This window comes from Bifidobacterium saguini DSM 23967, assembly GCF_000741715.1.
GTDB classification, from domain to species: Bacteria; Actinomycetota; Actinomycetes; order Actinomycetales; family Bifidobacteriaceae; genus Bifidobacterium; species Bifidobacterium saguini.
Genome location: NZ_JGZN01000008.1, coordinates 46,620 through 73,512, shown reverse-complemented (window position 1 = coordinate 73,512; position 26,893 = coordinate 46,620). Strand labels below are relative to the sequence as shown.

20 protein-coding genes and 1 pseudogene are annotated in these 26,893 nt (G+C 55.8%); 17 read left to right on the top strand and 4 right to left on the bottom strand.

From position 1 onward, the window contains the following. Positions 1-291: 291 nt before the first annotated feature. Both BISA_RS06360 and BISA_RS06355 read right to left on the bottom strand, forming a co-directional pair. A complete protein-coding gene (locus BISA_RS06360) occupies positions 292-1,701 on the bottom strand; it encodes a sensor histidine kinase (protein ID WP_051917379.1) in 1,410 nt (469 codons plus the stop codon). A gap of 75 nt (positions 1,702-1,776) precedes the next feature. Beyond that, positions 1,777-2,448, bottom strand: coding sequence for a response regulator transcription factor (locus BISA_RS06355; protein WP_033890886.1), 672 nt, complete (start codon positions 2,446-2,448; stop codon positions 1,777-1,779). Between the two features lie 184 nt (positions 2,449-2,632). On the opposite strand from BISA_RS06355, the gene BISA_RS06350 reads away from it, so the two are divergent. From BISA_RS06350 to BISA_RS06310, 9 genes and pseudogenes are all read left to right on the top strand, one after another. Further along, positions 2,633-3,535, top strand: coding sequence for a hypothetical protein (locus tag BISA_RS06350; protein WP_033890885.1), 903 nt, complete (start codon positions 2,633-2,635; stop codon positions 3,533-3,535). A gap of 130 nt (positions 3,536-3,665) precedes the next feature. Continuing rightward, a complete protein-coding gene (locus BISA_RS06345) occupies positions 3,666-4,499 on the top strand; it encodes a hypothetical protein (RefSeq protein ID WP_033890883.1) in 834 nt (277 codons plus the stop codon). A gap of 19 nt (positions 4,500-4,518) precedes the next feature. Continuing rightward, positions 4,519-5,634, top strand: a complete 1,116-nt coding sequence (locus BISA_RS06340) for a peptidoglycan-binding protein (RefSeq protein ID WP_033890882.1) — start codon at positions 4,519-4,521, stop codon at positions 5,632-5,634. Then, a complete protein-coding gene (locus BISA_RS06335) occupies positions 5,631-6,311 on the top strand; it encodes an ABC transporter ATP-binding protein (RefSeq protein WP_033890880.1) in 681 nt (226 codons plus the stop codon). Before BISA_RS06340 ends, BISA_RS06335 begins: the two co-directional genes overlap by 4 nt. A gap of 10 nt (positions 6,312-6,321) precedes the next feature. After that, positions 6,322-7,521, top strand: a complete 1,200-nt coding sequence (locus BISA_RS06330) for an ABC transporter permease (RefSeq protein WP_033890879.1) — start codon at positions 6,322-6,324, stop codon at positions 7,519-7,521. 60 nt (positions 7,522-7,581) lie between these two features. Next, positions 7,582-9,135, top strand: a complete 1,554-nt coding sequence (locus BISA_RS06325; RefSeq protein WP_033890878.1) for a DUF3375 domain-containing protein — start codon at positions 7,582-7,584, stop codon at positions 9,133-9,135. After that, positions 9,110-9,749: pseudogene (locus BISA_RS06320) on the top strand (DUF4194 domain-containing protein); the annotation flags it as partial. The gene BISA_RS06325 and the pseudogene BISA_RS06320, both read left to right, overlap by 26 nt. 212 nt (positions 9,750-9,961) lie before the next feature. Next, positions 9,962-13,486, top strand: a complete 3,525-nt coding sequence (locus BISA_RS06315) for an ATP-binding protein (RefSeq protein ID WP_033890877.1) — start codon at positions 9,962-9,964, stop codon at positions 13,484-13,486. A 37-nt stretch (positions 13,487-13,523) separates the two neighbouring features. Beyond that, positions 13,524-14,138 (top strand): pyridoxamine 5'-phosphate oxidase family protein, encoded by a 615-nt coding sequence (locus tag BISA_RS06310; protein WP_051917378.1) that lies wholly within the window; start codon positions 13,524-13,526, stop codon positions 14,136-14,138. Positions 14,139-14,159: 21 nt separating this feature from the next. Here BISA_RS06310 and BISA_RS06305 read toward each other — a convergent pair whose 3' ends face one another. Next, complete coding sequence (locus BISA_RS06305; RefSeq protein WP_051917377.1) at positions 14,160-15,038, bottom strand: nucleoside triphosphate pyrophosphohydrolase; 879 nt, start codon at positions 15,036-15,038, stop codon at positions 14,160-14,162. Between the two features lie 132 nt (positions 15,039-15,170). Further along, complete coding sequence (locus BISA_RS12535; protein ID WP_081890045.1) at positions 15,171-16,487, bottom strand: MFS transporter; 1,317 nt, start codon at positions 16,485-16,487, stop codon at positions 15,171-15,173. A 402-nt stretch (positions 16,488-16,889) separates the two neighbouring features. Between BISA_RS12535 and BISA_RS06295 the strand changes: the two genes are divergently transcribed. The 8 genes from BISA_RS06295 to uvrC all read left to right on the top strand — a co-directional run bounded on the left by BISA_RS06295 (position 16,890) and on the right by uvrC (position 26,877). After that, entirely contained in the window at positions 16,890-17,282 is a 393-nt protein-coding gene (locus tag BISA_RS06295; RefSeq protein ID WP_033890876.1) for a VOC family protein, read from the top strand. A 63-nt stretch (positions 17,283-17,345) separates the two neighbouring features. Beyond that, on the top strand, positions 17,346-18,290 hold the full coding sequence (locus tag BISA_RS06290; protein WP_237746104.1) for an EamA family transporter: 945 nt from the start codon (positions 17,346-17,348) through the stop codon (positions 18,288-18,290). Continuing rightward, positions 18,287-18,775 (top strand): GNAT family N-acetyltransferase, encoded by a 489-nt coding sequence (locus tag BISA_RS06285; RefSeq protein WP_033890875.1) that lies wholly within the window; start codon positions 18,287-18,289, stop codon positions 18,773-18,775. The genes BISA_RS06290 and BISA_RS06285 overlap by 4 nt, the downstream gene beginning before the upstream one ends. Before the next feature lie 103 nt (positions 18,776-18,878). Further along, positions 18,879-19,178 carry a DUF2316 family protein gene (locus BISA_RS06280; RefSeq protein WP_033890874.1) on the top strand — a complete coding sequence of 100 codons (300 nt, stop codon included), beginning with the start codon at positions 18,879-18,881 and terminating at the stop codon, positions 19,176-19,178. A 47-nt stretch (positions 19,179-19,225) separates the two neighbouring features. After that, positions 19,226-19,921 carry an SOS response-associated peptidase gene (locus tag BISA_RS06275; RefSeq protein ID WP_033890873.1) on the top strand — a complete coding sequence of 232 codons (696 nt, stop codon included), beginning with the start codon at positions 19,226-19,228 and terminating at the stop codon, positions 19,919-19,921. A 151-nt stretch (positions 19,922-20,072) separates the two neighbouring features. After that, positions 20,073-21,317 (top strand): MFS transporter, encoded by a 1,245-nt coding sequence (locus tag BISA_RS11970; RefSeq protein WP_162178587.1) that lies wholly within the window; start codon positions 20,073-20,075, stop codon positions 21,315-21,317. A 190-nt stretch (positions 21,318-21,507) separates the two neighbouring features. Beyond that, a complete protein-coding gene (gene uvrA / locus BISA_RS06265; protein ID WP_033891179.1) occupies positions 21,508-24,537 on the top strand; it encodes an excinuclease ABC subunit UvrA in 3,030 nt (1,009 codons plus the stop codon). A gap of 3 nt (positions 24,538-24,540) precedes the next feature. Further along, positions 24,541-26,877: an excinuclease ABC subunit UvrC gene (gene uvrC / locus BISA_RS06260; RefSeq protein WP_033890872.1), complete on the top strand. Its 2,337-nt coding sequence runs from the start codon at positions 24,541-24,543 to the stop codon at positions 26,875-26,877. Positions 26,878-26,893 lie beyond the last annotated feature (16 nt).

Sequence of the window (26,893 nt, the reverse complement as noted above, 5' to 3'; positions counted from 1 at the left end):
AATACTTTCCGTTTCATACGAGGGAACTAATACCTCTCGCCAATGTATCGGGGATTGATAGGAAAGGCAATACCTAATGTTGGAATCGGCTTGCAGCCGATACTGTTTTCTGCAGACCTACGTCTGCGCTTCTCTCCCTCCGTCATCACTTCGCGATGCCACCTCGTCCTGCAACTATGGACGAACTTCGTTCGCTTGTTGTTGGCTTGACTGCCGTCAAGCACCTCGCCTTCGAATAGTCCACTGGACTATTCGATACACGGCTCGGCCCTTCAGAGGGAGGCAGAGCTTTCAGAATCGAATGGTGGCTTGGAATTTGTTCGGCGTGGGCTGGGTGAGTTCCAGGGTGGCGTGCATGGCTTGGCAGGCGGCATCTACGATGGAAAGGCCGAGTCCGACGCCGGGGGTAGCGCTGATACGAGAATTCTGGCCGCGATGGAAAGGCTGAATGAGTTCAGCCAAATCGTCAGGCAATGCCTCATCGGTGGAATTGGTCACGGTCAGCGATGCTTCATTAGTGGATTTATCGTCATTGCCGTCTCTATTAGTATCCTGCGTAGTGCTTATCGCCACATCGATGGAACCGTTTTCTACGTTATGCATTGCGGCATTGCGCAGCAGATTGCCTACAGCAAGTTTCAGCAATGCCGGGTTGGCTGGTACGGCAGCATTCCCTTCTACATTGACGGTGATTATATTATCGGCAATCACCGCATCGACATCCGTGAGTGCCTGGTTCACGCATTCATGCAAATCGGTGTTGCTTGCTGCCTCGGGAGTCTCATTGTCGACGCTGCCGCCAATGGTGCCGCTTTGAATGCGAGATAGGGTGAGCAGCGCCTGCACCAGTTCGGCACCTCTACGATTTGCTGCAAGCGCGCGGCGAACCGATGGCTCCACGTCGGCAGGGAAACGACCTTGGGCTAGTGGCGCGTCAAGATTGGTTTCCACAGCGGCAATAGGGGTGCGCAATTCATGGGAGGCGTTGGACACGAACCGTCGTTCGGCTGCCGCGCTGGCTTCCACACGTTCGAGCATGCCATTGATGGAATCAACCAGTCGGTCGATATCGTCATGGCCGGGTTTCACGTCGATTCGTGCGCTCAAATCGTTTGGTTGCAGGGCTGCCACTTGGCGGTCCACTGCGGTGATTCGTCGGGAAAGCATTGTGCCGATAAACCATGCCGCAAGTACTGCTATAAGGCCAAAAATCGCTAGTGTGACGATGGAAACCGTGCGCATGGTGGTGGTTAGTGTGTTGGTGACCGCGTTCGCCGTATTGATCATCACGCCGTTATATTCGTCGAGAATCCACGGGCTGCCGTTTTGGGTTTGTTCCTTCGCCGTATCCCATTCTTCGGAATTAAAGGGCACGTATAGTTTCATACCGTCAAGGTTCCGTCTTGTACCCGTGTAGCAGACTAGTGCGCTGTCTCCGGTGCCATTGGATGCGGGGCCGGTTTCGGCATCCGTGCCCGTGGTGACGGAGATGGTACCATCCGAGTTCGCGCACATGGTCATCGTCTGGCTGGCTTCCGCAGTGGTATGTGCCACGATGACGTTCTGTGTGATGATAAGTGCCGTCATCATCACGATGATGATGAGTGCAATGGCCAGCGTGATTTTGGCACGGAATGATTGTGGCGTGAGTTTGCCGGCAACAGCAGCGAGGTGCGTTCGTAGCGTTTGGATTACTTGCATATGACTACCCCTCAGTCACGCTTCGCGCGCCAGCTCCCCTGGCAAGGGGAGCCAGAACCCAACTAGAAAAACACCTCATGCGAGTCGGTATCCTTCCCCGCGTGTGGATTCGATGGTTTGGGCATCGCCCAGCTTGCGCCGCAGTGAATAGATAGTGGTTTTGACCACATCGGCCGGTTCGGCGGCTGCAGCATCATCCCAAACGGTTTCGTAAAGCTCATTCACGCTCACGTACCCGCCATCGGCGCGCATAAGTTCGAGCAGTATGCCGTACTCCTTAGGAGTGAGTTTGACGAGCGTGCGGCTGTGGTCGCGAAATACGAGCCGTCGTGTGGTGTCGAGGGTTAGATCGCCGTGCGTGAGCACCGCGGCCGTAGCCTGGCCTTTGCCTGCACGGCGCTGCAGTGCTCGGATTCGAGCCAAAAGTTCCGGGTAGGCGAACGGTTTGGTCAGATAATCATCGGCACCCAAATCGAGCCCGCTCACCCGGTCGCTTATTTCGGCGGCGGCCGTAAGCATGATCACCGCCGCAGGAATGCGATTCGCGGCGATGGTGGCCATTACCGCATCGCCGGAAAGCACCGGCAGATCTCGGTCCAGCAGCACGATGTCTACATTCTGCTCGGCGAGAATCCTCAACGCTTCAACGCCGGTCGTGGCCATGCTCGTCGCATATCCTTCGTAGCGCAGGGCATCATCCAATGCGGCCGCCAGTTCGCGGTCATCTTCAACAATCAGAATCCTCATGCCTTGCCCCTCACCGTGTTTGATACATCCAATTATCTGCCCATTCATGCGTTATTCGTTCATTCTCGAGCGTTTAAAGTAAGGCGAAAGTAATCCTTTTGCTCACTGTCGGAGTACCGGAACAGGGATTGAATGGAAGTAACCGCAACGAAGCGGTGGATTTATTCGGTGGAGGCAAGAGATCATGACACGCGAACGGAATGGCAACAGAACACATGACCGAAAGATTATCCGCAACATGATGGCGAGTCTGGCGGTGCTGGCATGCTTGCTCGGAACGGCCTCCTGCTCATCTTCTGCCGCGAACGCCGATAAGGATAATACCGGCATAAACTCCGGTGGCAAGGGCACTGATACCACAACAAGTACAACGGATGACTCTGGCAACAATCCATCCGCCAATTTCAGCACTGCCGAACTGGAGACTATCGCCAAACGGTTCGCGGCTTGTCTGGTTGAGAAAGGATTCGACGCCAAAGTCACAGGAAGCTATGCGTTATTGTCTGTCGGCTCATCTGATGATGAGGCACCGCAAACCACGGTAGTGGTTCGCCGACTCGGAGAGGATGGCATGCCGATTGTGCCCGGCCCCGGAGTGGTGATCAGCGCGGACTCTGACCCGCTGTACCCGGATGTGATGTATACCATCGTCTCTGCCAAGGAGGGCGCATGGGTGGGATTCAAGAACTCCAAAGCGCTTGGAGGCTCCATCTACGCGGACCAACAAACCGATTACGCGGCATGCGAGGCCTCGAATCCGGATTTCGCACAGCCGAATTATGCGAGTACCAGTGCTTCAGGCGGAGGCGCATCCGGTTCGACTTCCTCGGATTCCGATAATCAGCAGATATTGATTGACTTCGCCAAGAAGGCCCGCTCCGATGGATTTACTTGGATGGCCGATCCCGAACCCGGTGAAACTCAGGCCGTAACGATTCCGTCCGATGTGTCCTATGAAGAACTGAAACGGTTCTTCGACACCTATTCCGGCGATCAGTGGCCCAGCCATGATGGCATTCCGTTCGGCACCTCCTGCTCCGGGAAATGCGCCGCCTACAACCAAATCCTCAGCGAACGACAGCAGTGAACTTTACTGCCCCGTAAATTCCAAACCCAGGTAAGGCGAAAGTAAAACGATTCTTCACCGACACACCACTGCAAACGGAGTTTGATGAAGTCATCGCATACATACGAATCGTTTGCCGAAAGGAACCGTCATGACCAGCGCCTTTAATCGCATCCCAAACCAAACTTTGAGACGCACATTGGCAGCCGCCTCCGCATCGGCATTGTGCCTGATCGCACTCGCCGGTTGCTCCATGCCATTCACCAATCAAGCATCGAATGCCAGCGATACTGGTAACACTTCTGGATCTACGGATAATCTCGCGACCGACGCCAACGCTAAGAAGTTCGTTTCCTGTCTGACCGGCAAAGGCTTCGAAGCACAAGCCGCGGTTGCACCCGGAATACCTGATTCATCCGGCAAAGCGAAAACCCCAACCACCAAGAACATGGTCATGCTTCGTATGCTCGACGCGAATGGTCAGCCGGTCGAAGCCGGTGATAACGGCATGAGCGTGAGCACCGACTCCGCCACCCAGCAGATGTACGCCAATTCCATGTTCACATCCATCGACTATGGCACGGTATGGGTGGCGTTCAAAGATTCCACTGCACTGGTCGGCAGCCCGTATGAATCGAAACGGCAGGATTACGCGGACTGTGAAGCCAAGAATCCAAACTTTTCTCAGCCTGCTCAGGACTTGAGCCAGACTCCAACCTATTCCGATGCGGATAAGCAGGCAGCGCTTGACTTCGCTAAGAAGGCTCGAGAGAAAGGCTTCAGCTGGGTAGCTGACCCTACCGGCGATGAACCGACCACCATTCTCATTCCTAAAACCGTAAGCGAAGATGAACTTCGTCGATTCTTCAAGGAATGCCCTGTCGGCGACGCGCACATCACCTACGGCTTTGACGGAACGCCAGATGATTTCGGCTACGACTACACCAAAGTCATGGATGAGGTCATGGGAGTGGTGTCCCATTGAAGACTGATTGGAGTTTATCATGACCAGAACGGAAGCACGACGATTCTCCAAACGCCGCAGAATCATTACCACTGTCATAGTGCTCATCGCCGTGATAGGTCTCGCCGCAACCTGTGTGATCACACGCCCGTGGACGCTTATCAGCCATATGACCGCGGCTAGTCAATCGCCCACACAAAACATAGATGTGACCACGTTGCGCGCGCAGCCAGTCACTAAAGGTGTGCTGAATGCTGAAACCCGGCTAGGGGCAACATTGAAATATGATGATGCCTCCGATTTTGCCGCCGCCATTGGCATCATCACCCAATTGCCGGTGGCCGGCAAGCAAATCAACACCGGCGAACAGGTCTATGAGATGGATGGCATACCGGTGCCGCTCTTCCACGGCGAGCGTCCCTTCTGGCGCACCATCGAAGAAGGCATTGCAGACGGTCCTGACGTAACCCAGTTGGAACAAAATCTCAAGGAACTTGGTTTCTACAATGGCGAAGTCGGGCCACATTACAATTGGCTGACCCGCGAAGCCATCAAACAATGGCAACGGTCTCTCGGACTTACCGGCGATGCGGTCAATGGTGTGTTTAACCCCGGTTCTGTGGCTTTGACGTCTACGGCTCCGATCCGCATCAAAACCGTGAACGCCAAACTCGGGGACACCAATGTGAGCCCGGCCAGTTACACAGGCGTGACTTTGCATGCGCAATCCACCATCACCGCGACCCAGGCCGCCACGTTTAAAGCAGGCGATAAGGCGCAGGTGATTCTGCCGGATAACACCACGGTTGACACCGCGCTCACAGCTGTTGACCAGGGAGGCCAATCCACTGGCAAGGACGGGCAGGTCACCTCGCCTTCCGTACGCATCGATTTCCCCGACCAGACGCAGGTGGCGCAATTCGGCCCGGCAACCATCCAAGTCATCGTTCCAAATGCGAACGTCTCCAATGAGGAGACGCTCATCGTACCGGTTACCGCGTTGATTGCCGGCACCGGCAATTCGTACGCGGTTGAAGTGATTCGTGGCAACGAAATCAAACGCATCAGCGTCGAAATCGGATTGGTGGCTGGTGCCCAGGCACAAATCACCAAAGCCGATGGTCTGAAGGAGGGAGACAAGGTGGTGGTCTCATGACTGCATTGCTGAGTCTGGACCATGTTACCAAAGCGTTCACTGGCAGGGACGGCAATCCGCTGGAGATTCTGCACAGCACGACGTTGACCATTGGCCACGGCGAGCGCATCGCCATCGTGGGACCATCCGGTTCCGGCAAATCAACCTTACTGTCTTTGCTTGGCACGTTGGATATGCCTACCTCCGGTACGCTTGCTTACGATGGCGCGAACGTGGCTGACATAGGGGAGAAGCGTCGTAGCGAGCTCAGGGCTTCGCGCATCGGATTCGTATTCCAGCAGTTTCATCTCATCGCCACCGTTTCGGCTCTGGAGAATGTGATGACCGGACTGCAATACACTGCACTGCCGCGTGGCGCTCGTCGCGAACGAGCCACCGAAGCACTCGAGCAGGTGGGACTCGGCGAACGCGTATTCCACAAGCCCTCCCAACTGTCCGGTGGAGAGCGGCAACGCGTCGCCATCGCTCGAGCTTTGGCCAAACAACCCGACATCATCTTCGCCGATGAGCCTACCGGGGCACTCGATACCGATACCGGCCATACCATCATCGAACTGCTCATGGGGGCTTCCGATCAAGGCGCAAGCCTTGTAGTCGTTACCCATGATCCCAGCATCGCCGCACGATTCCCACGCCGTCTGCATATCCAGGACGGTGTGGTTACGGAACTTGAATAAGGAGACAGCCATGCGTAAACCATTCGTCACGCGTCTGGCCGATCTCCTGCATGCGGCATGGATTGGTGCCGCAGGCCGTGTTTCTCGCACCATTCTCGCCTCGCTGGGCATTGCACTAGGAGTCGCCGCCTATGTGGCGCTTTCCGGCATCGCCGCTTCCAACCAGGCCGCTCTGCTTGCGCAACTCGATGCGCTTGGCGCGAACCTGCAGGTCGTGGCCCCCGGTCAGGATGCCACAGGCCAACCCGTACCATTGCCCGCCTATGCGCCTGACACCATCGCACGGCAAACTGCCGTCGAACAGGTCGGGGTGTTCCTTACCCCGCCCAAGGATGCGCAGGTCTTCAAAAACGAGCTTGTGCCGAAAACCAACGGCAACGCACTCGCTGTATCCGTAATGAAACCGGGTGCGCTCAAAGCCGTTGACGCCACGTTTGCCCAAGGGCATGGGATCAACAAGCACAATGAAAATCTGCCGGTCGCGGTCCTCGGCTCTGAAGCCGCCTATCGACTCGGCGTCAACCAGCCGGGCGACCGCATCCTCATCGACAACGAATGGTACGGCGTCATCGGCATTCTCGAATCTGCTCCGCAAGCGCAGTCCATCAACTCATCCGTCATCATCGGAGCCAAATGGGCGATCAACCACTATCCCGATCAAGAGGACTCGATACGGCAGATCAGCCAGATCTACGTGCGTACCAAGCCAGGCAACGCCGAATCCCTGCGCCGCATCATCGCCCATGCGGCGAACCTTTCCGGAGGCAACGTATCCGTTGCGGCTTCTGCGAACCTGTCCCAAGCGCGTAATGCCACCAATGACTCGCTCACCACGTTAGGACTCATGATCGGCGCCATCGCGCTCGCCGTGGGTGGCATGAGCATCGCGAACATGATGATTGTCACGGTGATGGAACGACGCGGGGAAATCGGATTGCGACGTGCGCTCGGTGCCACGCCCGGCAACATTCGTATGCAATTTGTTACTGAGGCGGCTTTATTGTCAGCTATCGGTGGACTGGCAGGTGTTGTGATTGGTGCGGCTACTGCCATAAGCGTTGCCATGAACGCCAGCCAGCCATTGACCTTGGATTGGACTGGATTGCCAGCCGCATGGGGTGCCGCGGTGCTGGTCGGCATCATCGCAGGCTTCTATCCGGCATCGCGCGCGGCTCGTCTGACGCCCACGGAGGCGTTGCGCGGAGAGTAGTTCTTTCCTCCCAATGTGCTAGCGTCGATACGTCATTCTGGCACGACGCAAAGGAGACGCATGGGCGATATCAGACGGGAAATGGAACGTCTGCGGCCGATTTACGAAACCGGCGTGCTTCGTCTTCTTTTGCGTCAGCATGCCATGCTGTATGTCGCATTACTGCGTGCCGCCTTCGACCCGTTGACCGGCGAGCTGCCGCGCGAAACCGTAGAGGAACGCTTCGCTCATAGCCTGGAACTGCTGGCCTCCAGCGGCGAATACACGTTGAAAGACCAGTCCTACAGCGAAGCAGCCCATCGTATCCTCGCCGATTTGACCCGCGAAGGCGAAGGCGATTACGCATGGCTCGCCAACTCGCACGATGCCGCATCACACCGATTCCTCTACAGGCTCACCGCCCGCGCACATCGCGCCATCGAAGCCCTGAGCCGTCTGGAGGATGAATCCCGCGCATTGTCCGGCGCACAGGCGAACAGCATCATCATGGAAATCGAGCATGCACGCATGCAATTGACCGCCGACCCCGGCGAACGAGTCCGACTGCTCAACAGTGAGATCAAAGAACGCAAGCATGAGATCAAACGCATCCAACAGGGGCAGCAGCATGCCACACTGAGCCAGGCTCAGGTAGAGGATGTGATCGCCGTTATCCATAACACGCTGCGTGGCGTGCCGATTGATTTGCGCGAGCTCGTACTCACCGAACGCGACAACGGCGATGCGTTGCGCCGCCGCATGCAGGCCGGCGACATGAGCGTGGACGAAACCCTGAACCGGTATCACGAGGAATACCGCCGCTCATTCAGCGAATCCGATTCCGGACGCCGATTCGAAGACGCCTTCCAAGTGATCATCACCGACGAAGGCCGCCAGCAGATCGACTCCGCGCTGCGTGACATCGCCAAAACCCCGTATCTGGCAGGGGAGTCCGCGGCATTGCTGGGACAGATTCGAGATGAACTTTCTAGGATTTATGACGGCATAGAAGCGGTACGTCATCAGATGCGCGTCTCCGACGAGGCCATCAGCCGACTGGTGCGTCAACAGACCGACACGCGTTACCGTACGATGATGAGCCGATTGAACCGACTCTATGTGAACCTCAACGCCGACGCGAAAGCCCATGCCGGCGATACTGCACGACCATATGCAACCAACACGGCGAGCGCCCTGTTCGCCCCATTGCCAATGCGTCCGGCACGTTCGATGACCTATACCGAAACCCCAGGCTTGGAATCCTTGGATGCTGCCGATGCTCAGGTCCCGCAGGTCAATCTCAAAGACATGGTCGAAGGCGGAGGCCCGCGCCTCAAGCACATGGTGGAACTGATTCGCCGCAATCCTGCCATCGAACATGGCACAGTCAATGTTGCCGACAGCTTCAATCGTCTGCCGGAGAGGGAACGCCGTGAAAGCGAAATCGTCGGATTCCTCGGGAATCTGCCAGCGGCGAGTGCATCAAACGGAATTCCAAGTAACGAGTCAACGGCAAGCGCTGCTGCCGGCGTGGTCTGGCATTGCATCGCTTTGGATGGGACACCAAGAGACTGGATCACCAGCCCGGTTTGGGCAACATTGGAAGAACTTGACAGTATCGTGGAGGAAGGATGAGCATGAGCGAACCAGTCGCCAACCCATACGCCCTGTTTGAAGACGACCACGGCGATATGACCGCGGACGCGCGCATGTCCGCCATCGCCTTGAAACGCGAACGTTATATTTCCGGCCAGCTCTATGATTTGGTCAATGACAATCGCGAGGCAGTGGAACGCTCCCTCAACAACGATCTGCTCGCGTTGGTGGTCAACGAACGCTACCGCATCATGTATGCCACTCCAGTGGCCAATGACAACGTGGCGTTGCGCGCGCTCAAAACCCGAGCCAGCTTGAAACGTGAGGAAGCGGCCTTGCTCGCGTTCCTCCGTATTCGCGTGCTCGAATACGAGAACACGCGAACCGACCAGTCCGAATGGCTAGTGAGCTTCGAGGAGATTCGCGCCGCGCTCGCCTCGGGTGCAGGATATCTCGCCTCGCGCAACGATGAGGAAGGCGTACTGAAACAGGTCAGCGCCATCGTCTCCGCGATGATCACCTACGGGTATCTGAACCGATTGGATGATGAAGCCATGTATCTTATCACCCCGCTGGTGCCTGTAGTGCTTGATCGTGAACTGGCTGATACCTGGTTGGATACTGCAGCGAGAAATCTGGGTGATACGGCTGATTTGAACGAATCGAATGTCATAGATGCCGGACCGGCAGAATCCTCAGATGCCGATTCGAATGAATCAACTGACGATATCCCAGACGAAAGCCTCTTTACCGAACCATTGTTCGATGCTGCAGACGGTAACGCTCAAACGACGATCGGCGATATCGAAAATGAGCATGACGCCGCGAACGATACCGACAGCATTATGAAGGAAGGGGAGTGACGATGGCAGCCGCAGAACTGCAGATGATCGCCGACCGTTGGATGATGGTCAGCCGCAGACTCATCAACTGGGGTTCCTACGAGGGCTACCATGAGTTCCGTCCATCCACGGACTCCACCCTCCCTGTGACCCTGCTCGCCGGTGCCAGCGAATCCGGTAAATCCACATTGGTGGATGCGCAGATCTCCCTGCTGTATCCGACCGGCACCCCGTTCAACAAGGCATCCAACTCCGGGCGCTCCGAGCGCAGCGACTACACGTATTTGAGAGGCATGATCGGCGTTGGCAGCACCGAGCACGGTGACGAACCCATCTACCTACGCGGAAAGGACAAGACGACCGGCGCGCCACAAGCGGTATGGGGCGCCATCGTGGACACCTACCGGAACCAGACTTCCGGTCAAATCCTGTCCTGCGCCAAATTCCTCTACCTGCAGCCCGGCGACGGCCGCGCCGACGTCCGCCGTCAATACGCGGTCTGGGGCAAGCCCATCGATCCCAGGCTCATGGACCAGTATCGCGAATCCCCGTTCACGCCCGGCCAGTTGCGCGACACCTACCCCGACTGCCTGACTTTCCCCAGTGCGGAAGCTTTCCACAATCACATCTGGTCGATCATGGGCCTGAGCGAGGAGGCCTGCCGACTGCTGCACAAGATCCAGTCCGCAGACGCTCCATCCAGGCTCGACGACATCTTCAAACAAGGTGTACTTGGTGTGCCGGAGGCATTGGAACTCGCACGCACCACGGTCGAGGATTACGAACGCTACGATGCGAACTTCCATGCGATGGAGGAGAAGACCAAGCGCATGGACGCGTTGCATGGCATCCAGGATGCCTATGGCGAGTATGCCAAAGCCAATCAGCGCGTACATATGTTCGATATCGTTGCGGGCGGCGATGGTGAGACCGTTCCGGCGTCACTGCGCGACTGGGTCATGACGCGCATGCGCGCGGAAGTCGGCGCACAGCTGCCTATTGACCGCAGCGAGGCACAGGCCTACGAATCCGAAGCACGCAATGCGCGACGCAATGTGGAAAGCTTGCGTAGCCGTATCGATATGATCCGCAGCCAAATGCAAGGATTGGACGGCGGCAACCTCACCCGTCTCGAAATGGAGCTGAGCCAAGCCAAGCGCGCATTGGAAGAAACCGAATCCACCCGCAAACACATCGAACAAACGTTCGCATCCATTGATGAGCAGTTGCCTGACAGTGAACAATCATGGACCGCACGCCGCATCAACGCCGTCGAATTCAAACGAACCTACGATGAGCGCGTCAGCGAATGCGAGGAGCAGCTCGCCAAGACAATGAACGCGCGCGCAGCCGCCCGAGACACACTCGAAAAGCTGCAGCGCGACTACGATCGACAGAAATCCCAACGCACACGCATCACCCAGCACATGGACGAAACCCGAGCGATGCTGGCCCGCGCCACCGGACTCACGCCGGCGGATCTGCCCTATGTCGCAGAACTCATGGATGTCAAGGAGGGTGACGAACGTTGGCGCATCGCCATGAACGTGGCCTACGGATCTTTCGCGCAAACCATTCTGGTTGATAAGCGCCACGAACAAGGCTTCGCCGCAAAAGTCAGCACCATCGACCCGCACGCGATGAGCCGACGCACCTGGCAATTCGTGGATACCACGAGCGATTACGGGAACGTCGATAAAACCGACGTCGCCGCGTCTGACGAAGATGAATGGCTCTCTGACAAACTGCGTTACCGCGAAGACTCGCCATTCGCCGGATGGCTGCGCTCGCAAACCCAGTCCGAGCGCTATGACGCATTGTGCGTAAAGGCCATCGATGATACCAATCGCAACACACGCCAAGTGCAGACAGACGGTCAGATTAAATCCGGTGCCCGCGGTCAGCACGGCATCAAAGATCGCGCACAAGTCATCGGTTTCGTCAACAAGGCTTATCTGAAGAGTCTCGAACAGCAGATCAACGAGTCTCAGGAAGCATTGAAACAGGCGGACGCCGATTACACAACAGCCAAGAAAAACTCAGATAAACTGCACCGCGAACTCGAACTCGCCAACCAGCTTGCCTATACATCCTGGGAGCGCATCGACATCGATGGCGCTCGCAAGACTATCACGGATATCGAAGACTCCATCGCTTCTATCAAGAACGATCCTAAGCTTGCCGAGCTAGCCGCTCGCAAGGATGAGCTGACCGCTGAACTCGAGCAATTGGATGAACGCCGCATGCAAGCCGAACAGGTTGCAACCTCGGCCTCACAAGCTGTGGAAGCAGCACTGCTGTGGCTGAATCATCATGCAGACACAGCGGAAGAGCAGAACGGCGCAGAACATTCGACTGCACAAGCCATGCCAAGCGATGTGACTGCCGTACTGGCTGAGGCCTATGAGAATCGTTTCGCAGGTCTCGAAGATGCTGCAATGCGCGCACACATGATTATCGGCGCGGGGGCTGCTTCGTCCAACTTCGCTGAACGTGTGCTCACCGGCATGGCCAAGGACATCGGCGCACGTATCACCATGCTCCAGACTCAAGCAACCGCGGCTCGTACCGCGGTGGAATCGAAGATGAGCGCCTATATTGGCGTCTGGGCGTCGGACGACGATGCACTCACCGCCAGCGTGGAGGACTACCGTTATTACCTTGATGAGCTCGAGAGCCTCACGCAGCTGGCTGCCACCACGGCCACAGAAGCTGAATACCAGCGTTGCCTCGAACAGTTGCTGATGAGTTTCCTGACCATCAAGCGCGCTATTGATACGGATGCCACCGATATTCACGACCAGCTCGATCGCATCAACGCCATGCTGGAAGGTCAGCAATTCGGTCCCAAGCACGGCAGCCTGTCCCTGCAGGCGGATGTGCGCCGGCCGGAACGTGTGTTCTCCAGTCAGCTTACGAGAGCCATCGGCACGCTGAACGATTGGAAGAATGCGAACGGTGAAGCGGACGACGAAACAAAACGCGCTGAGTCTCGTCGAGCCTTTGCCGCGTGCGCGCCGATGATCACGTTGCTGAAGGACGAGCTCGCGCAGGTCAAGGACGCCAACGGCATCAAACAATATGGTGCCCGTAATCTTGATCCGCGCTGCCGCTCCTCGTTCTACGCCATCGTGCATCATGCGGACGGCCCGGATGAGCGCATCACCTCGACCGGCGGCCGATCAGGCGGCGCATTGCAGGAACTCACCTCGTTCGTCTATGGAGCTGCACTGATTTACCTGCTGGGCGGTGGCATGGAGAACCGGTTGAAGCCAAGCTACACCACACTGTTCCTTGACGAGGCGCTGATCAAGGCGGACGGTCGGTACACGCAGCGTGCGTTGAGCGTGCTGCCGCGCCTCGGCTTCCAGGTCATCGTCTCCGCTCCGGAAAGCAAGACCGGTGAAATCCTCGAGGTGTCCACCAAGGCCTACGTGACCTACAAGGATCCCGACACCGGCCTCACCTCCCTCCGCGAAGCCAGCCTGGATGGCCTTGACGAAGAGGATACGGAAGCGACTGAAATGTCGCAATCCGTATCCGAATAGTTTGTGATGCAACTATGAGACGAGAAGGATATCAATCATGACTGGCATGGATGATGGCTCCAATCCAACGGATAGTCTGCATGCGCCAAAACGCCGAGACGATGAGCGCACTATTGCTGGCGAGCATCGCAGAATGCGGCGAGCGGATCGGGAGATTATCGATTTCGCTCGGATAGGTGAGATTATCAGCCGATGCGATATCGTCGATGTTGCCTATGCGGATGCCGAGGGTCTGACGATGGTGCCGCTCAACTTCGGGTATGACTATGATTTAGCGTCCGGCGCTCTCACGCTATGGATTCATTCGGCGTCACATGGTCGCAAACTCGACGCCATTCGCGCTGCAAACAATCGTCTGCCCGTATCGTTCGCCATGCGTACTGACTGCGAGGTCATCGAGGGGCGCACAGCCTGCAATTGGGGCGAAGCGTTCACCTCGGTGATTGGTAATGGCATCGCCTCGATTGTGAATGGTCTCGAAGAACGTCGCCGCGGACTGCAGTTGCTTATGGCGCATCAGGCGCATATGCCCCACGTCGAATTCACCGACGCGCAGATCAACGCCGTTACAGTCTGGAAAATCGAAGCAACTCGGTTAACGTCAAAAGTACATGCCAAGCCGAACCATGCGCATACTCAACGTTTTACATAGCGGAGAGGTTCCTAACAATAATCATGCTTCTCCGTCAAATTCTTGCTCATGCGAGGCGATGGCGGTTTCTACGTCACGCAGTCGGTTGCGTAATGCAGCTTCGATGTCGATTCCCTCAGATTGAGCATGGCGTACGATGGCGAGGATTTCATCGGCATAAGTCGAAGCATTCGAATCAAAAGGATTCGTTGTGATTGGTGAATCCGATATGGCTTCTTCGTGGCAATTCTGAACATCATTCGTCTTGATTGCATCATCGAAAACGGCGAGTAGTTCATCCTTGTGCGCTGATTTCGTGATGCGAGAAACCACTTTGGCGGCGCGAGGCAACGCACCTTGTGCGTGTGAGATGCCTTCGAGCACGGACTTGCGATGCTTCTCCTGCTGTTTCATCCGCTCCCACAGAGCGAGTGTTTCCTCCGGGGAAAGCGTAGCCTCATTTACTTGCGCCTCATCTTCTGCATCATCAGCGTCATCATCAGGCTCGAAGACGTGTGGGTGGCGGGTAATGAGTTTGTTCACCAGACGATCGGCCACCTCGTCAATATCAAACGGATCGGTTGAGTCGGCTGCACATACCCGTGCTTGGAACACCGACTGCAGTAACACGTCGCCCAGCTCCTCGCGCATGTTATCCCTGTCGTTCGTTTCAATTGCATCCACATACTCATAGGTCTCTTCAAGCAGCGGTTTGAGCAGCGAACGATTCGTCTGCTTGCCATCCCACGGGCAGCCGCCCGGTGAATACAGAATGTCCACAATGGCTTTAACCCGCTCCAACGCACTCGGAGCCTGTGCGACTGGTTTCAGCTTCGAGCACCGCTCAAAGCCAGCCGGCAGACGATATCCGCGTTGTGCATTCGAAGTCTGTTCTTGGTTGCATTCTGTGCTGCCATCCATGTTGTTTTCCCTTTCACTCGAAACGTGAATCTGACTGCTCTAGACATACCAATTATGGCAACGTATCGGGGCCTCACGTTCATTGCCATCCATTGCCCAAAGACAGCAACGGATGACAATGAAACTTTTGCCTTAAAGCTCAGCTTGTTCCCACTGCGCCGGCAACGGGATATTCCGCGTCGGAGTGATGCAGGCAAGCAGTAGACCAACGCCCGCACAGGCAACAACCAGCATCATGACCGCCTGGAAACCAAACTGAGGCGTTTGCAGCAGCCATCCGACCAGTGCGGGCGTCAAAGCTCCGGGGATACCGATTGCGGTCTCGAATACGGTAGACACTCTTCCTTGCATATCATCCGGCGTCTGTCCGTAGATGAATCCGAGTTCACCGGCATTGAGCGCCGGGAACAGTAGGGAAGCCGCCACCATACATGCGACGATTACGATGTATGAATCGGTAAACAGCAGGGGAATCATCGCCAGTGTGAACACGGCGAAAGTAAGCATGATGAGCTTGCCAGTCGGGATATGGTCGACCAGCCAACCGGCAGCCAGCGAACCAATCAATGCGGCAATGCCTGTGGCTGTGCCGACCAGGCCGATGAGCGCCGCGTCCGTGCCACGTGAGGCAAGCATGATTTGCACGCCGATAATGCTTCCGTAGCAAGCAACATTGATGACCGCTCCTTGGACGATAGCCGCAAGAACCGTTCGTCTGGTCAGCGTCCATTGCCAACCTTCAATGAACTGGTCGAGAAATGACGAATTCGTCGTTGCGCTGCTGTCAGTTCGCTGATCTGCTGGTCCTTTCTCGGTTACGACTGCCGTCCTCCTCGGCAATGCCAATGCGGTGAGGGCCGCTGCCAGATAAAGCACTGTGGATGCAAGGAACGGGAACCAGCCGGCGATCTTATATAAGAGTCCGCCAATCGCGCCACCGGATAGTTCGACGCAGGATTCGCGCGCCTCGCGTATCGCCTGCGCTTTGGCGAATCGTTCCATCGGCACGATTGATTTGAGCATGGCATCGTTGGAAGGCCCCAACAGGCCGTTCATCACGGCAAACAAAATGACAAACAGCATGAATGCTGTTGTATTCATCATGTCGAAAGTGAGAAGAACAGTCGTTGCAGCAGATAAGATCATGCCAATAAGACCGAGCAGAATCATTAACCGTCTACGGTCGTGACGATCGGCTATCGCGCCACCAATCGACATAAGTACCAGCCCTATAGCGGATTCGATGGTGACCAGTAACCCCGAGATAAAAGCAGAACCGGATAGAGCCAGACCAATCAGCGGTATGACAAATGTTCGCAAACTGACTGCGGACACATCGGCTGTATCGGCAATGAACCAGTTGCGATATGCGGACAAACACCATAGTGAACGAGAATTGTGCGCGGCCTTGGCAACGGGATGATTGGGCGAGTGGATATCGGTGTTCATGGTGAAACTCATTTCATGACTGCCATGAACGGCATGCAATAGCCCATCGGATTACGGCTGATTATGGCGATCGCAAATCACGTTCATGGGAACGTTCGGAAATCAGGCATAACAACATATCGTGCGAGTCTTAATTGCCCACATCGATAGGGGAGAGACAGGAAAACGAACCGTCAATCCGCTTAGTCGTATGCGAATGATTCCAGAACGACGTACATGCAAGTCTCCTATGACCGATAATGATTCGCTACGAAAAATCCTCGATAACTGGTTCCGCAACGATACCTTTAGCTATCTATGGTAATCAGTCGGAATGTAGCAAAACGCCATTATTCGGCATAAATCCGAGAATAGTGATGAGGAGTCAAGCAGACCAAACACAATGCGCTTACAGTAAGAGTCATGTTGGATCACATCACGTTACATGTTCAGAATATTGAACGCAGCATCGCGTTCTATGAAAAGGCGCTCGCACCACTGGGATACATCGCCAAGGCGCACCACGAGCCGACAATTGGATTCGGCGTGGACGACGGCACATCCCACTCAGATTTCTATGTTTCCCCAATGGACGATGCGGAGATCTCGCCGGTTACCCATATCGCGTTCCTCGCTCCTAACCGCGAAGCCGTGCAAGCGTTCTATCAGGCCGCGCTTGCCGCCGGCGGCCGTGACAATGGTGCTCCTGGGCCTAGGCCTTACCATCCTGGCTACTATTCGGCGTTCGTTCTCGATCCAGATGGCAATAATATCGAGGCCGTAGTCGACTGGTCCGGCTGGTTCGAGAAGCGATGAGAAAGCTGAATAGTATCATTGGTGACGCGTGATAGTGGGGGTATTCACGCTTGGAGGGGAATATTGCAGAAGCTTCAAATACTACGCTCTGAACGTGGCCGCGTGGTGGCTGCGGCTGGCATGGTGATGGTCGGTTCTCTCGGCATACAGACTTCGTCTTCACTGTCGGCATCATTGTTCGATGCGTTGGAACCGATTCCGGTCAGTTCAATGCGCATGCTCGTTGCGGCAATCGTCATGCTTGCTCTGGTTCGTCCGAAATTGACCGGCAGGTCGAAAGGCGAATGGCTGGGCATCGTGGTCTATGGGCTGGCGATGGCGGCGATGAACATTTGCCTGTATTCGGCCATCGACCGCATCCCTATGGGTGTGGCCGTCACTTTGGAATTCCTCGGCCCCTGCGTGGTCGCCCTGGCTGGTTCGCATCACTGGCGCGAAGGCTTGTGCGCGATAGTCGCGCTGGCGGGTGTTGGATTGATCTCATTCACACCGGGCGGCTACTTCAACCCGGCTGGCTACCTGTTCGCGCTAGGGTCGGCTTTCTGCTTCGGCCTTTATACATTGTTCGCCGACAAGGTCGGCAAGTCAGGCAGTGGGTTGGACGGGCTCTCCCTGTCCGTCACGGTGGCCGCTCTCGCCACGTTACCGATATCTATCGGCCACGCCACGCATGCGACGCCCTCCCAATGGGGCGTTATCGCTGCTTCGGCCGCGTTAGGTGTAGTGATTCCCTACACGATGGACACACTGTCCGGACGCATCACATCAGCTCGTGTGGTTGGTACGCTGTTTTCCATCGACCCGGCTATGAGCGTGGTTATCGCCGCGTTGATTCTACGACAAACAATCACACTTATGGCTGTGTCCGGCGTTATCGTTGTTTCTTTCGCCGGAGCCTTTCTCGTATGGGCATCCGGAGGCAATGGCGCGAACGGAGAAGCCAATGAAGTATCCTCCAAGAATCCTGTCCCTTTGAATCACAATGAAAATGAAAGAGAGACGGAATGATAATCCGCATCGCTCCGATTGAACCTCGATGGTTCGAGGAGAAGGCGCAGGTGCAATCCCGTACATGGCGGGAACTCAATCAGGGGCATATCCCGCAGGAGATTGTGGATGCCATCACACCGCAGTTAGCGTTGAGGCTCACCGAGGCCCACGCCAAGGATCCTAATCAGGTCGTGCTGGTGGCGCTTGACGACGATCATGTGATCGGGTTCGCCGAATTGCTGTGCACGCCACGCCCTCCGGCCGATCGTCCCGAGGCGGCGGAGCTGGCCTCGCTATACGTGCTGGCCGACGGGCATCGGCGGGGTGTCGGACGCATGCTGGTCGAAGCCGGGAAACAGGCCATCGGTAACGACCGGCTCGTGCTTTGGGTCGCTGGGGTCAACGACAACGCGCAAGGTTTCTATCGGCATATCGGCTTCCACGAGACCGGCTTCACCCAAACCGAGGACATGGGGCCGGAACTCGAAATGACCAACTACTGATAATTCATTCTTATCCATGCAGTAAACCGGTATGTTGCTGTGCGCATAATTCGAAAGTAAGTTGTATACCGAATCTTGCACTGATAAGAGGGGGAAGTATGACATGTCTTTGACTATTGAGCAGCGTGCGGCGACCATACGTGAATTTCGCGAGAATATGGCTTTGCTTGGATTGACTGCGGAACAGATCGGCGCGGATTTCGGAGTGTCCGGCGCGACCGTTACGAACATCATCGAACTCAAGTCCGGCGTGCTGGAATATCCGTGGATCGTACGCCGTTATCTGCTCGACAAGGCAGCCGCAGCAGGTGTGCAACCGGTGACATTCACTGCATTGCGTGGCGACCCGCACGACTACTGGTTCCTTGATGACCGAATCATCGATGCGAACAGATTGGACTGACAGACCGAGAACCGACTCGCGAATTACGCGATGGTATGCTTCACGCTATGTGCAGGTGTTTTGCGGCTGACTTGGATTGGGATGTGATTGCGGAGCAATTCAGCGTGGATAAGGACGACTCGAATCCCGCCGAACTCCCGCAGCCGTCGTACAACATCACGCCCAAGAAGAGCATTGGCATTGTGGCGCAAGGGAAGGATGGGCGGCGTCATCTGGCCAACGCATATTGGTCATTGATTCCGACATGGAGCAGCAGTAAAGAACTGTCGTACCCCACATACAACGCTCGCATCGAATCGGCTTGCAGCAAGCCTACGTTCGCGGATTCCGCTAAGTCAATGCGAGCGATCATTCCCACTTCCGGGTACTACGAATTTCACGGTCGCCGGCCGTATTATTTTCACGCACCGGATGATGCCATATTGCATTTGGCTGGATTGTTTTCGTGGTGGAGAGAAGGGCAATCTCCTTGGCTGTTGACCGCGACGATACTCACCTGCCAAGCTGTGGATGGCCCTGCCACGGTTCATGACCGCATGCCGGTGCTTGTGCCAGATAATCTCGCCGATGCATGGCTTGATCGTTCAGTCGATGGCGCTTCATTGATTCCGGATATACAGAAACGCGGTGTCGAAATATCCCGCAACCTCACCTTTCATGAGGTTTCTGCATTCGGTCCAACAGATAATGGGCGTAAGCTGATTCGCCCATTGCGGCAAATGCATACGCCTAGCCTATTCTGATGCGTAAATCTGTTGATGAACAGCTGCGGTGCTGCATGGATCGGTAAGTCAGAACAGACGATTCGACATACCTCGTTCACCGTCTGTTCACCTTATCTATTACAATCTTCCGCCGAACCGTAACGGGAAGAGCGGAGGGATAGCCATGTTCATGGCAGATAAGGAAACGGTGGATAAGGCCAGCGGCATGAAGCATTACGCCGGTCTGGCAGTATTCTCCTCGGCGGTCGGGCACGCACTCGACGGCCTTGATTTGATGATTCTGGGCTTCGCGATGTCCGGCATCATGGCCAGCTTCAACATCGACAAGACCACGGCAAGCACATTGACCACCATCACGCTGGCCGGCGCATTCTTGGGTGGTCTGGTGTTCGGCCGTCTTGCGGATAAGTACGGCCGCATTCGTGTGCTTACCTATTCAGTGATTTTCTTCGGTGTATTCACGCTGTTCTCCGCGTTCGCACCGAATTTCTTCCTGATGGCATTGTTCCGCTTCCTCGCCGGCGTGGGCATTGGTGCTGAATTCGGTATCGGTATGGCCATCGCCGCCGAGGCATCCAGCCCCGAGAACCGCGCTAAGGCCACTTCCGGCGTTGGCCTTGGCTTCCAGGTGGGCGTACTGCTGGCTTCCCTGCTGAGTGCTCCGATTCTGACCGCCTTCGGCTGGCGTGGCCTGTTCGCCATCGGCATCGTGCCGGCCATCGTGGCCATCTTCATCCGAGTGTTCGTACCTGAACCGCCGCTGTATTTGAAGCATCGCCAGACGGCCAAGGAGCATGGCTCGATTCGCCAACTGTTCTCAACGCCGGAACGCGTGCGCTTCTCCATCGCCATCATCATCCTGTGCACCGTGCAGAACTGCGGCTACTTCGGCATCATGACCTGGCTGCCCAGCTATCTCAACACCGAACTGAACCTGTCCCTGACCTCCACCGGCATTTGGACCGCCGTCACTGTGCTTGGCATGATGCTCGGCATCTCCGTGTTCGGATTCCTTGCCGATCACCTCGCCGTCGCCCGGCATTCTGGATCTTCCAGATCGGCGCTGCATCATGGTCGTCATCTACAGCCAGCTCAAGGACCCGACCGCACTGCTGGTCGGTGGTTTCTTCATGGGCATGTTCGCCAACGGTATGATCGGCGGCTATGGCGCGTTGATTTCCGAGCTGTTCCCGACCGAGCTGCGTGCCACCGCACAAACCGCCCTGTACAACACTGGTCGTTTCATTGGTGGCGGTCTCGGCCCGGTCGTTATCGCAGCCATCGCCACCGGCCACGGCTTCGGTTTCGCTCTGGCAACTATCGCATCCATCTACATCATTGCATTCATCACGATGTTCTTCATTCCAGAGAAGAAGGGCGTCGCACTCGAGTAAGCGGTGCGCGTAATTTCTGATGATTCGCTGAGGTCTCGGATATCTTGTCCGAGGCCTTTTTCTATACGTTTGCCGCAGTCCTGAACCTTGAACACGCCATCGAACAAGCGTTCGACTGAAGTCGCGTGTTCGGGTATTCTTGGGGCAGATTGCAATGTACGAGCGCAGCGTACAACGCTCATATGTGGACGTATTCAACAGGGAAGGCGGATTGCAGTGGCGGTAACGCAGACTGGCACAAAGCGCACAGCTGGGGGACTGAAAACCGGCAAAGGCAGGAACGGTGAGGTCATCGTTGAGAAGGTCATGACCAGCGACTCATTCCTGAGCCGCGAGATCAAAAAAGCGCCACTTATCGAACATGATGGTTCCTTGGTGGCTGATATCTCCCACATTCCCAACGATTTGAAGATCACGATTCAGGGCGCGCGCGAGCACAACCTGAAGAACGTGGATTTGGCGATTCCACGCAATCGCATGGTGGTGTTCACCGGACTGTCCGGTTCCGGTAAATCCTCGCTTGCATTCGATACTTTGTTCGCTGAAGGTCAGCGCCGCTATGTGGAATCCCTGTCCGCTTACGCACGCCAGTTCCTGGGCCAGATGGATAAGCCTGATGTGGACTTCATCGAAGGCCTGAGCCCAGCCGTTTCAATCGATCAAAAAACCACGAATCGCAACCCACGATCCACTGTGGGCACGATTACTGAAATCTATGATTATTTGCGACTTCTGTTTGCGCGTACGGGTGTACCGCACTGCCCAGAATGCGGTGAACCGGTGGCTTCGCAAACTCCACAACAGATTGTGGATGCGCTGCTGGATTATCCGGAACGTACGCGATTCCAGATTCTCGCCCCGGTGGTTAAAGGCCGCAAAGGCGAGTTCGTGGATATGCTCGAACTGCTACGCTCTGACGGATATGCGCGTGCGCTGATCGACGGCGAAATGAAGCAGCTATCCGATGACATCAAACTCGCCAAGCAGAAGAAGCACACCATCGAAGTGGTGGTGGATCGTTTGGTGGTCAAGGATGGCATTCGTCAGCGTTTGACTGATTCGGTGGAAACCGCACTGAAGCTTGCGAATGGCAGCATCGTCATCGATTTCGTGGATGAGGAGGAAGGCTCTCCAGCCCGCCGCCAGCCATTCTCTGAACATCGCAGCTGCCCGAATGGTCATACGTTGGAGCTCGATGAGATTGAGCCGCGCACCTTCTCCTTCAACGCGCCGTATGGCGCATGCCCGGCTTGCACGGGTCTGGGATTTAAGTTGGAGATTGATCCGGAACTTGTGATTTCTGACCCGGAAAAGTCGCTGGCCGAAGGTGTTATCGAGCCGTGGAGCAACACGAAGATGACCTCCCAGTATTACGGTCACGTACTCGAAGGCCTGGCCCGTGAGATGGGCTTCTCAATGAAGACTCCGTGGAAGGATCTGCCGGGGGATGTGAAGCACGATATTCTCTACGGCCACGATTTCAAGGTGGATGTCTCTTATCGCAATCGTTGGGGTCGACTGCGTGAATACTCCACCGGTTTTGAAGGCGTGGTGCGCACGTTGATGCGTCGCCACGATGAAACCGACTCGCAGTCCATGCGCGAATACTATGAGTCCTACATGCGCGAAGTGCCCTGTCAGGTGTGTCATGGACGCCGTCTGAAGCCGGAGGTATTGGCAGTCACCGTGGATGGCAAATCCATTTTCGATGTCTGTGATATGCCAGTGGTTCGTGAACTCGAATGGGTCAATGGACTGAAGCTCGAAGGTTCGGCACAACTCATCGCGGGGGAAGTGTTGAAGGAGATCAAGGCGCGCCTTGGATTCCTCAATGATGTGGGCCTCGACTATCTGACACTTTCTCGTGCGGCAGCAACGCTTTCCGGTGGCGAAGCACAGCGTATTCGTCTTGCCACACAAATCGGCTCCGGTCTGGTTGGAGTCATGTACGTGCTTGACGAGCCGTCCATCGGTCTGCATCAACGCGACAACGAACGACTGATTGAGACCCTGCATCATTTGCGTGATCTTGGCAATACACTCATCGTGGTCGAGCATGATGAGGATACAATTCGTCAAGCTGACTGGTTGGTGGATATCGGCCCTGGTGCCGGCGAACATGGTGGTGAAGTCATCTACTCCGGTCCTGCAAAGCATTTGATTGAGGCCAAGCGTTCCATCACTGGCGATTACATCGCGCATCGCCGCGAAATCGCGGTACCGACTCATCGGCGTAAGGTTAACAAGACCAAGATGCTCAAGGTGGTGGGCGCGCGTGAGAACAACCTGAAGAACATCAACGTGAGCTTCCCGCTCGGTGTCTTCACTGTGGTCACCGGCGTCTCCGGCTCCGGCAAATCCTCTTTGGTGAACACGATCTTGTATCCGGTGCTTGCTGACAAGCTCAATGGTGCTCGCATCGTGCCGGGCAAGCATACGCGAGTCGAAGGCGTCGATCAGGTGCGCAAGGTGATTCATGTGGATCAGAATCCGATAGGTCGCACGCCGCGCTCCAATCCCGCCACATACACCGGCGTATGGGATAAGATTCGTACGCTCTTCGCCAAGACTCCGGAAGCGCAAGTGCGCGGCTATGGGCCGGGCCGATTCAGCTTCAACGTCAAGGGTGGCCGATGTGAGGCCTGCCACGGTGACGGCACGTTGAAGATCGAGATGAACTTCCTGCCGGACGTGTACGTGGAATGCGAAACATGCCACGGCAAACGCTATAACCGAGAAACCCTTGAAGTGAAATACAACGGGAAAACTGTTTCCGACATTCTCGATATGCCCATTGAGGAGGCCGCCGACTTCTTCAAGGCATACACCGGTATTTCCCGCTATCTGAAGACGCTGGTGGATGTTGGTCTCGGCTATATTCGACTCGGCCAGCCGGCACCGACGCTGTCCGGCGGTGAATCGCAGCGTGTGAAGCTCGCCACCGAGCTGCAACGTCGTTCGGACGGTAAAACCGTGTACATTCTAGATGAGCCAACCACCGGTCTGCACTTCGAGGATGTGAACAAGCTGCTTAAGGTGCTGCAATCACTGGTTGATAAGGGCAATACGGTGATTGTCATCGAGCATAATCTCGATGTAATCAAGGAAGCGGATTGGCTGATTGATTTGGGACCCGAAGGAGGCGATGGCGGCGGCACCATCGTCACGCAGGGCACTCCTGAACAGGTGGCTGAATGTGCTGATTCCTGGACTGGCAAATTCCTTAAACCAATGTTGTAAATTATGACGAACAATATTGAACGGCATAGTCCGGATGAGTGGCGCAAAACCGCTTCGGCATTGATAGCAGAGAGCACGACCAGCAGTGCAGCGTCTGGCAATGGAGCGGAAGCACAAGTCAATGTGAACGGAGCTCCATTGCTCGGTGATTCGCGTGATTTGTTCAGGCCGAAAACCTCGGATATTCCGGCGAAACCAGGCGTCTATAAGTGGCGTGATGGTGAGGGTCGTGTCATCTACGTGGGCAAGGCCAAGAATCTGCGCAACCGCCTGACTAATTATTTCCAGCCGTTGTATCTACTGCATCCGCGCACACAGACGATGGTGCTTACCGCACGCAGTCTTGAATGGACTGTGGTGGGTACTGAGCTTGAATCATTAACGTTGGAATATACGTGGATTAAGGAATTCGATCCGCGATTCAACGTGCAATTCCGTGACGATAAAACTTATCCATATCTGGCGGTCAGCACGGGCGAGCGAATCCCGCGCGTTTGGGTCACGCGTTCACGCAAACGCCGCGACACTCGATATTTCGGACCGTATGCGAAAGTCTGGGAGCTGCGTCATAGCCTGGATAAGCTGCTGCGCACGTTCCCAGTACGAACCTGCACGCCTAACGTATTTCACAAAGCAGAGCTGACCGGTCGTCCATGTTTGTTCGCGTCGATTGGAAAATGTTCTGCGCCATGCATCGGCAAAATCACACCTGCGGAGCATCGCAAGCTTGCCGAACAATTGGTTGGTGTGATGACTGGGCGTCTCGGCCGTTCATATATCGCCCAACTGACTCGGGAAATGAAAGAAGCCAGCGCCGAACTCGAGTTCGAGAAAGCCGCGCGTTTGCGCGACCAGATTCAAATGCTCGAAACCGTGGTGCAGCAGAACGCAGTCGTGTTCGATCAGGATGTAGACGCTGACGTATTCGGCTTCGCCACCGATGAATTGGAAGCCTCTGTACATGCGTTCTATGTGCGCGCAGGAGCTATCCGCGGTGAACGTAATTGGAGTGTGGAACGCGTCGAAGACATTGCGGATGGCGATTTGATAGCCGATTTGATTGTACAAGTGTATTCGGATGCGGCCGGCGACAATACAAAAGCCATGCAGCCCAATGGGGTAGCTGCCTCCATACAGGAGCAGCGTGAGGCCATTGGCTTTACGCAAACCGTTACTGCCACTGATGCCATCGCCCGTGCCAAGGCAACCCGAGAGCGCAACACACGTCAGGAAGTCACCGGACGTGCAGACTTGCTGGCTCCGATTGCGCCGGTACCACGCGAAATCATCGTGCCCATCGAACCAAGCCGTCAAACGGAACTCGAAGATTGGCTGACCGGCTTGCGTGGGGGAGCGGTAAGCATTCGCGTAGCCTCACGCGGTGATAAAAAACAGCTGATGGACCGTGCCAACGAGAACGCCAATCAGGCACTGCAGCGCAGCAAGCTCAGCCGTATCTCGGACATGGGCGCTCGTACGCAAGCCATGAACGATGTGGCCAAAGCGCTGTTCCTTCCTGAAGCTCCGCTGCGTATCGAATGCTACGACATTTCCAACACCGTAGGCGGCGCCTTCCAGGTGGCTTCGATGGTGGTGTTTGAGGATGCTATTGCCAAGAAATCCGAATACCGCCGTTTCGCCATTCGAGGCAAGGACGGCAAGGGCGCAGTGGATGACTTGTCGGCGTTGTATGAAACCTTGACCCGCCGATTCAAGCATGGCAATATCGCCGGCGATTCCGGCGACAGTATGGACGCGGAACAGCGAATCAAAACAGCTACAGCGTCAGCTTCGGTAAAGCCAAATGCTAAGACAGGCACTGAAAGCAATAACCAGGTTGAAGAAACCGTGCAACAGAACACTGATCGCCATCATTTTGCCTACAAGCCAAACCTGGTGGTGGTCGATGGCGGCAAGCCACAGGTCATGGCTGCAGCAAAAGCACTTGAGGATTGCGGTGTAACGGATGTGGCAGTTTGCGGTCTGGCTAAGCGTTTGGAGGAAGTCTGGGTTCCAGACGACGATTACCCAATCATCTTGAAACGCCAATCCGAGGGCATGTACCTATTGCAACGAGTGCGCGACGAATCCCACCGATTCGCCATCACCTACCACCGTCAACAACGACGTAAAGGCGCCTTGCGCAGTGCATTGGATGAAATCCCGGGTATTGGCGAAAGCTACCAGAAACGATTGCTGAACCATTTCGGTTCCGTCAAAGCCATGCGTGAAGCCAGCGTTGAGGATTTCATGAAAGTCAATGGTATAGGCAAAGCGAAAGCAGAGACACTGTACCGAGCATTGCACATCGCTGATGCAGATGCATCAGCAAACGAATGAGCTACCGATAGGTAGT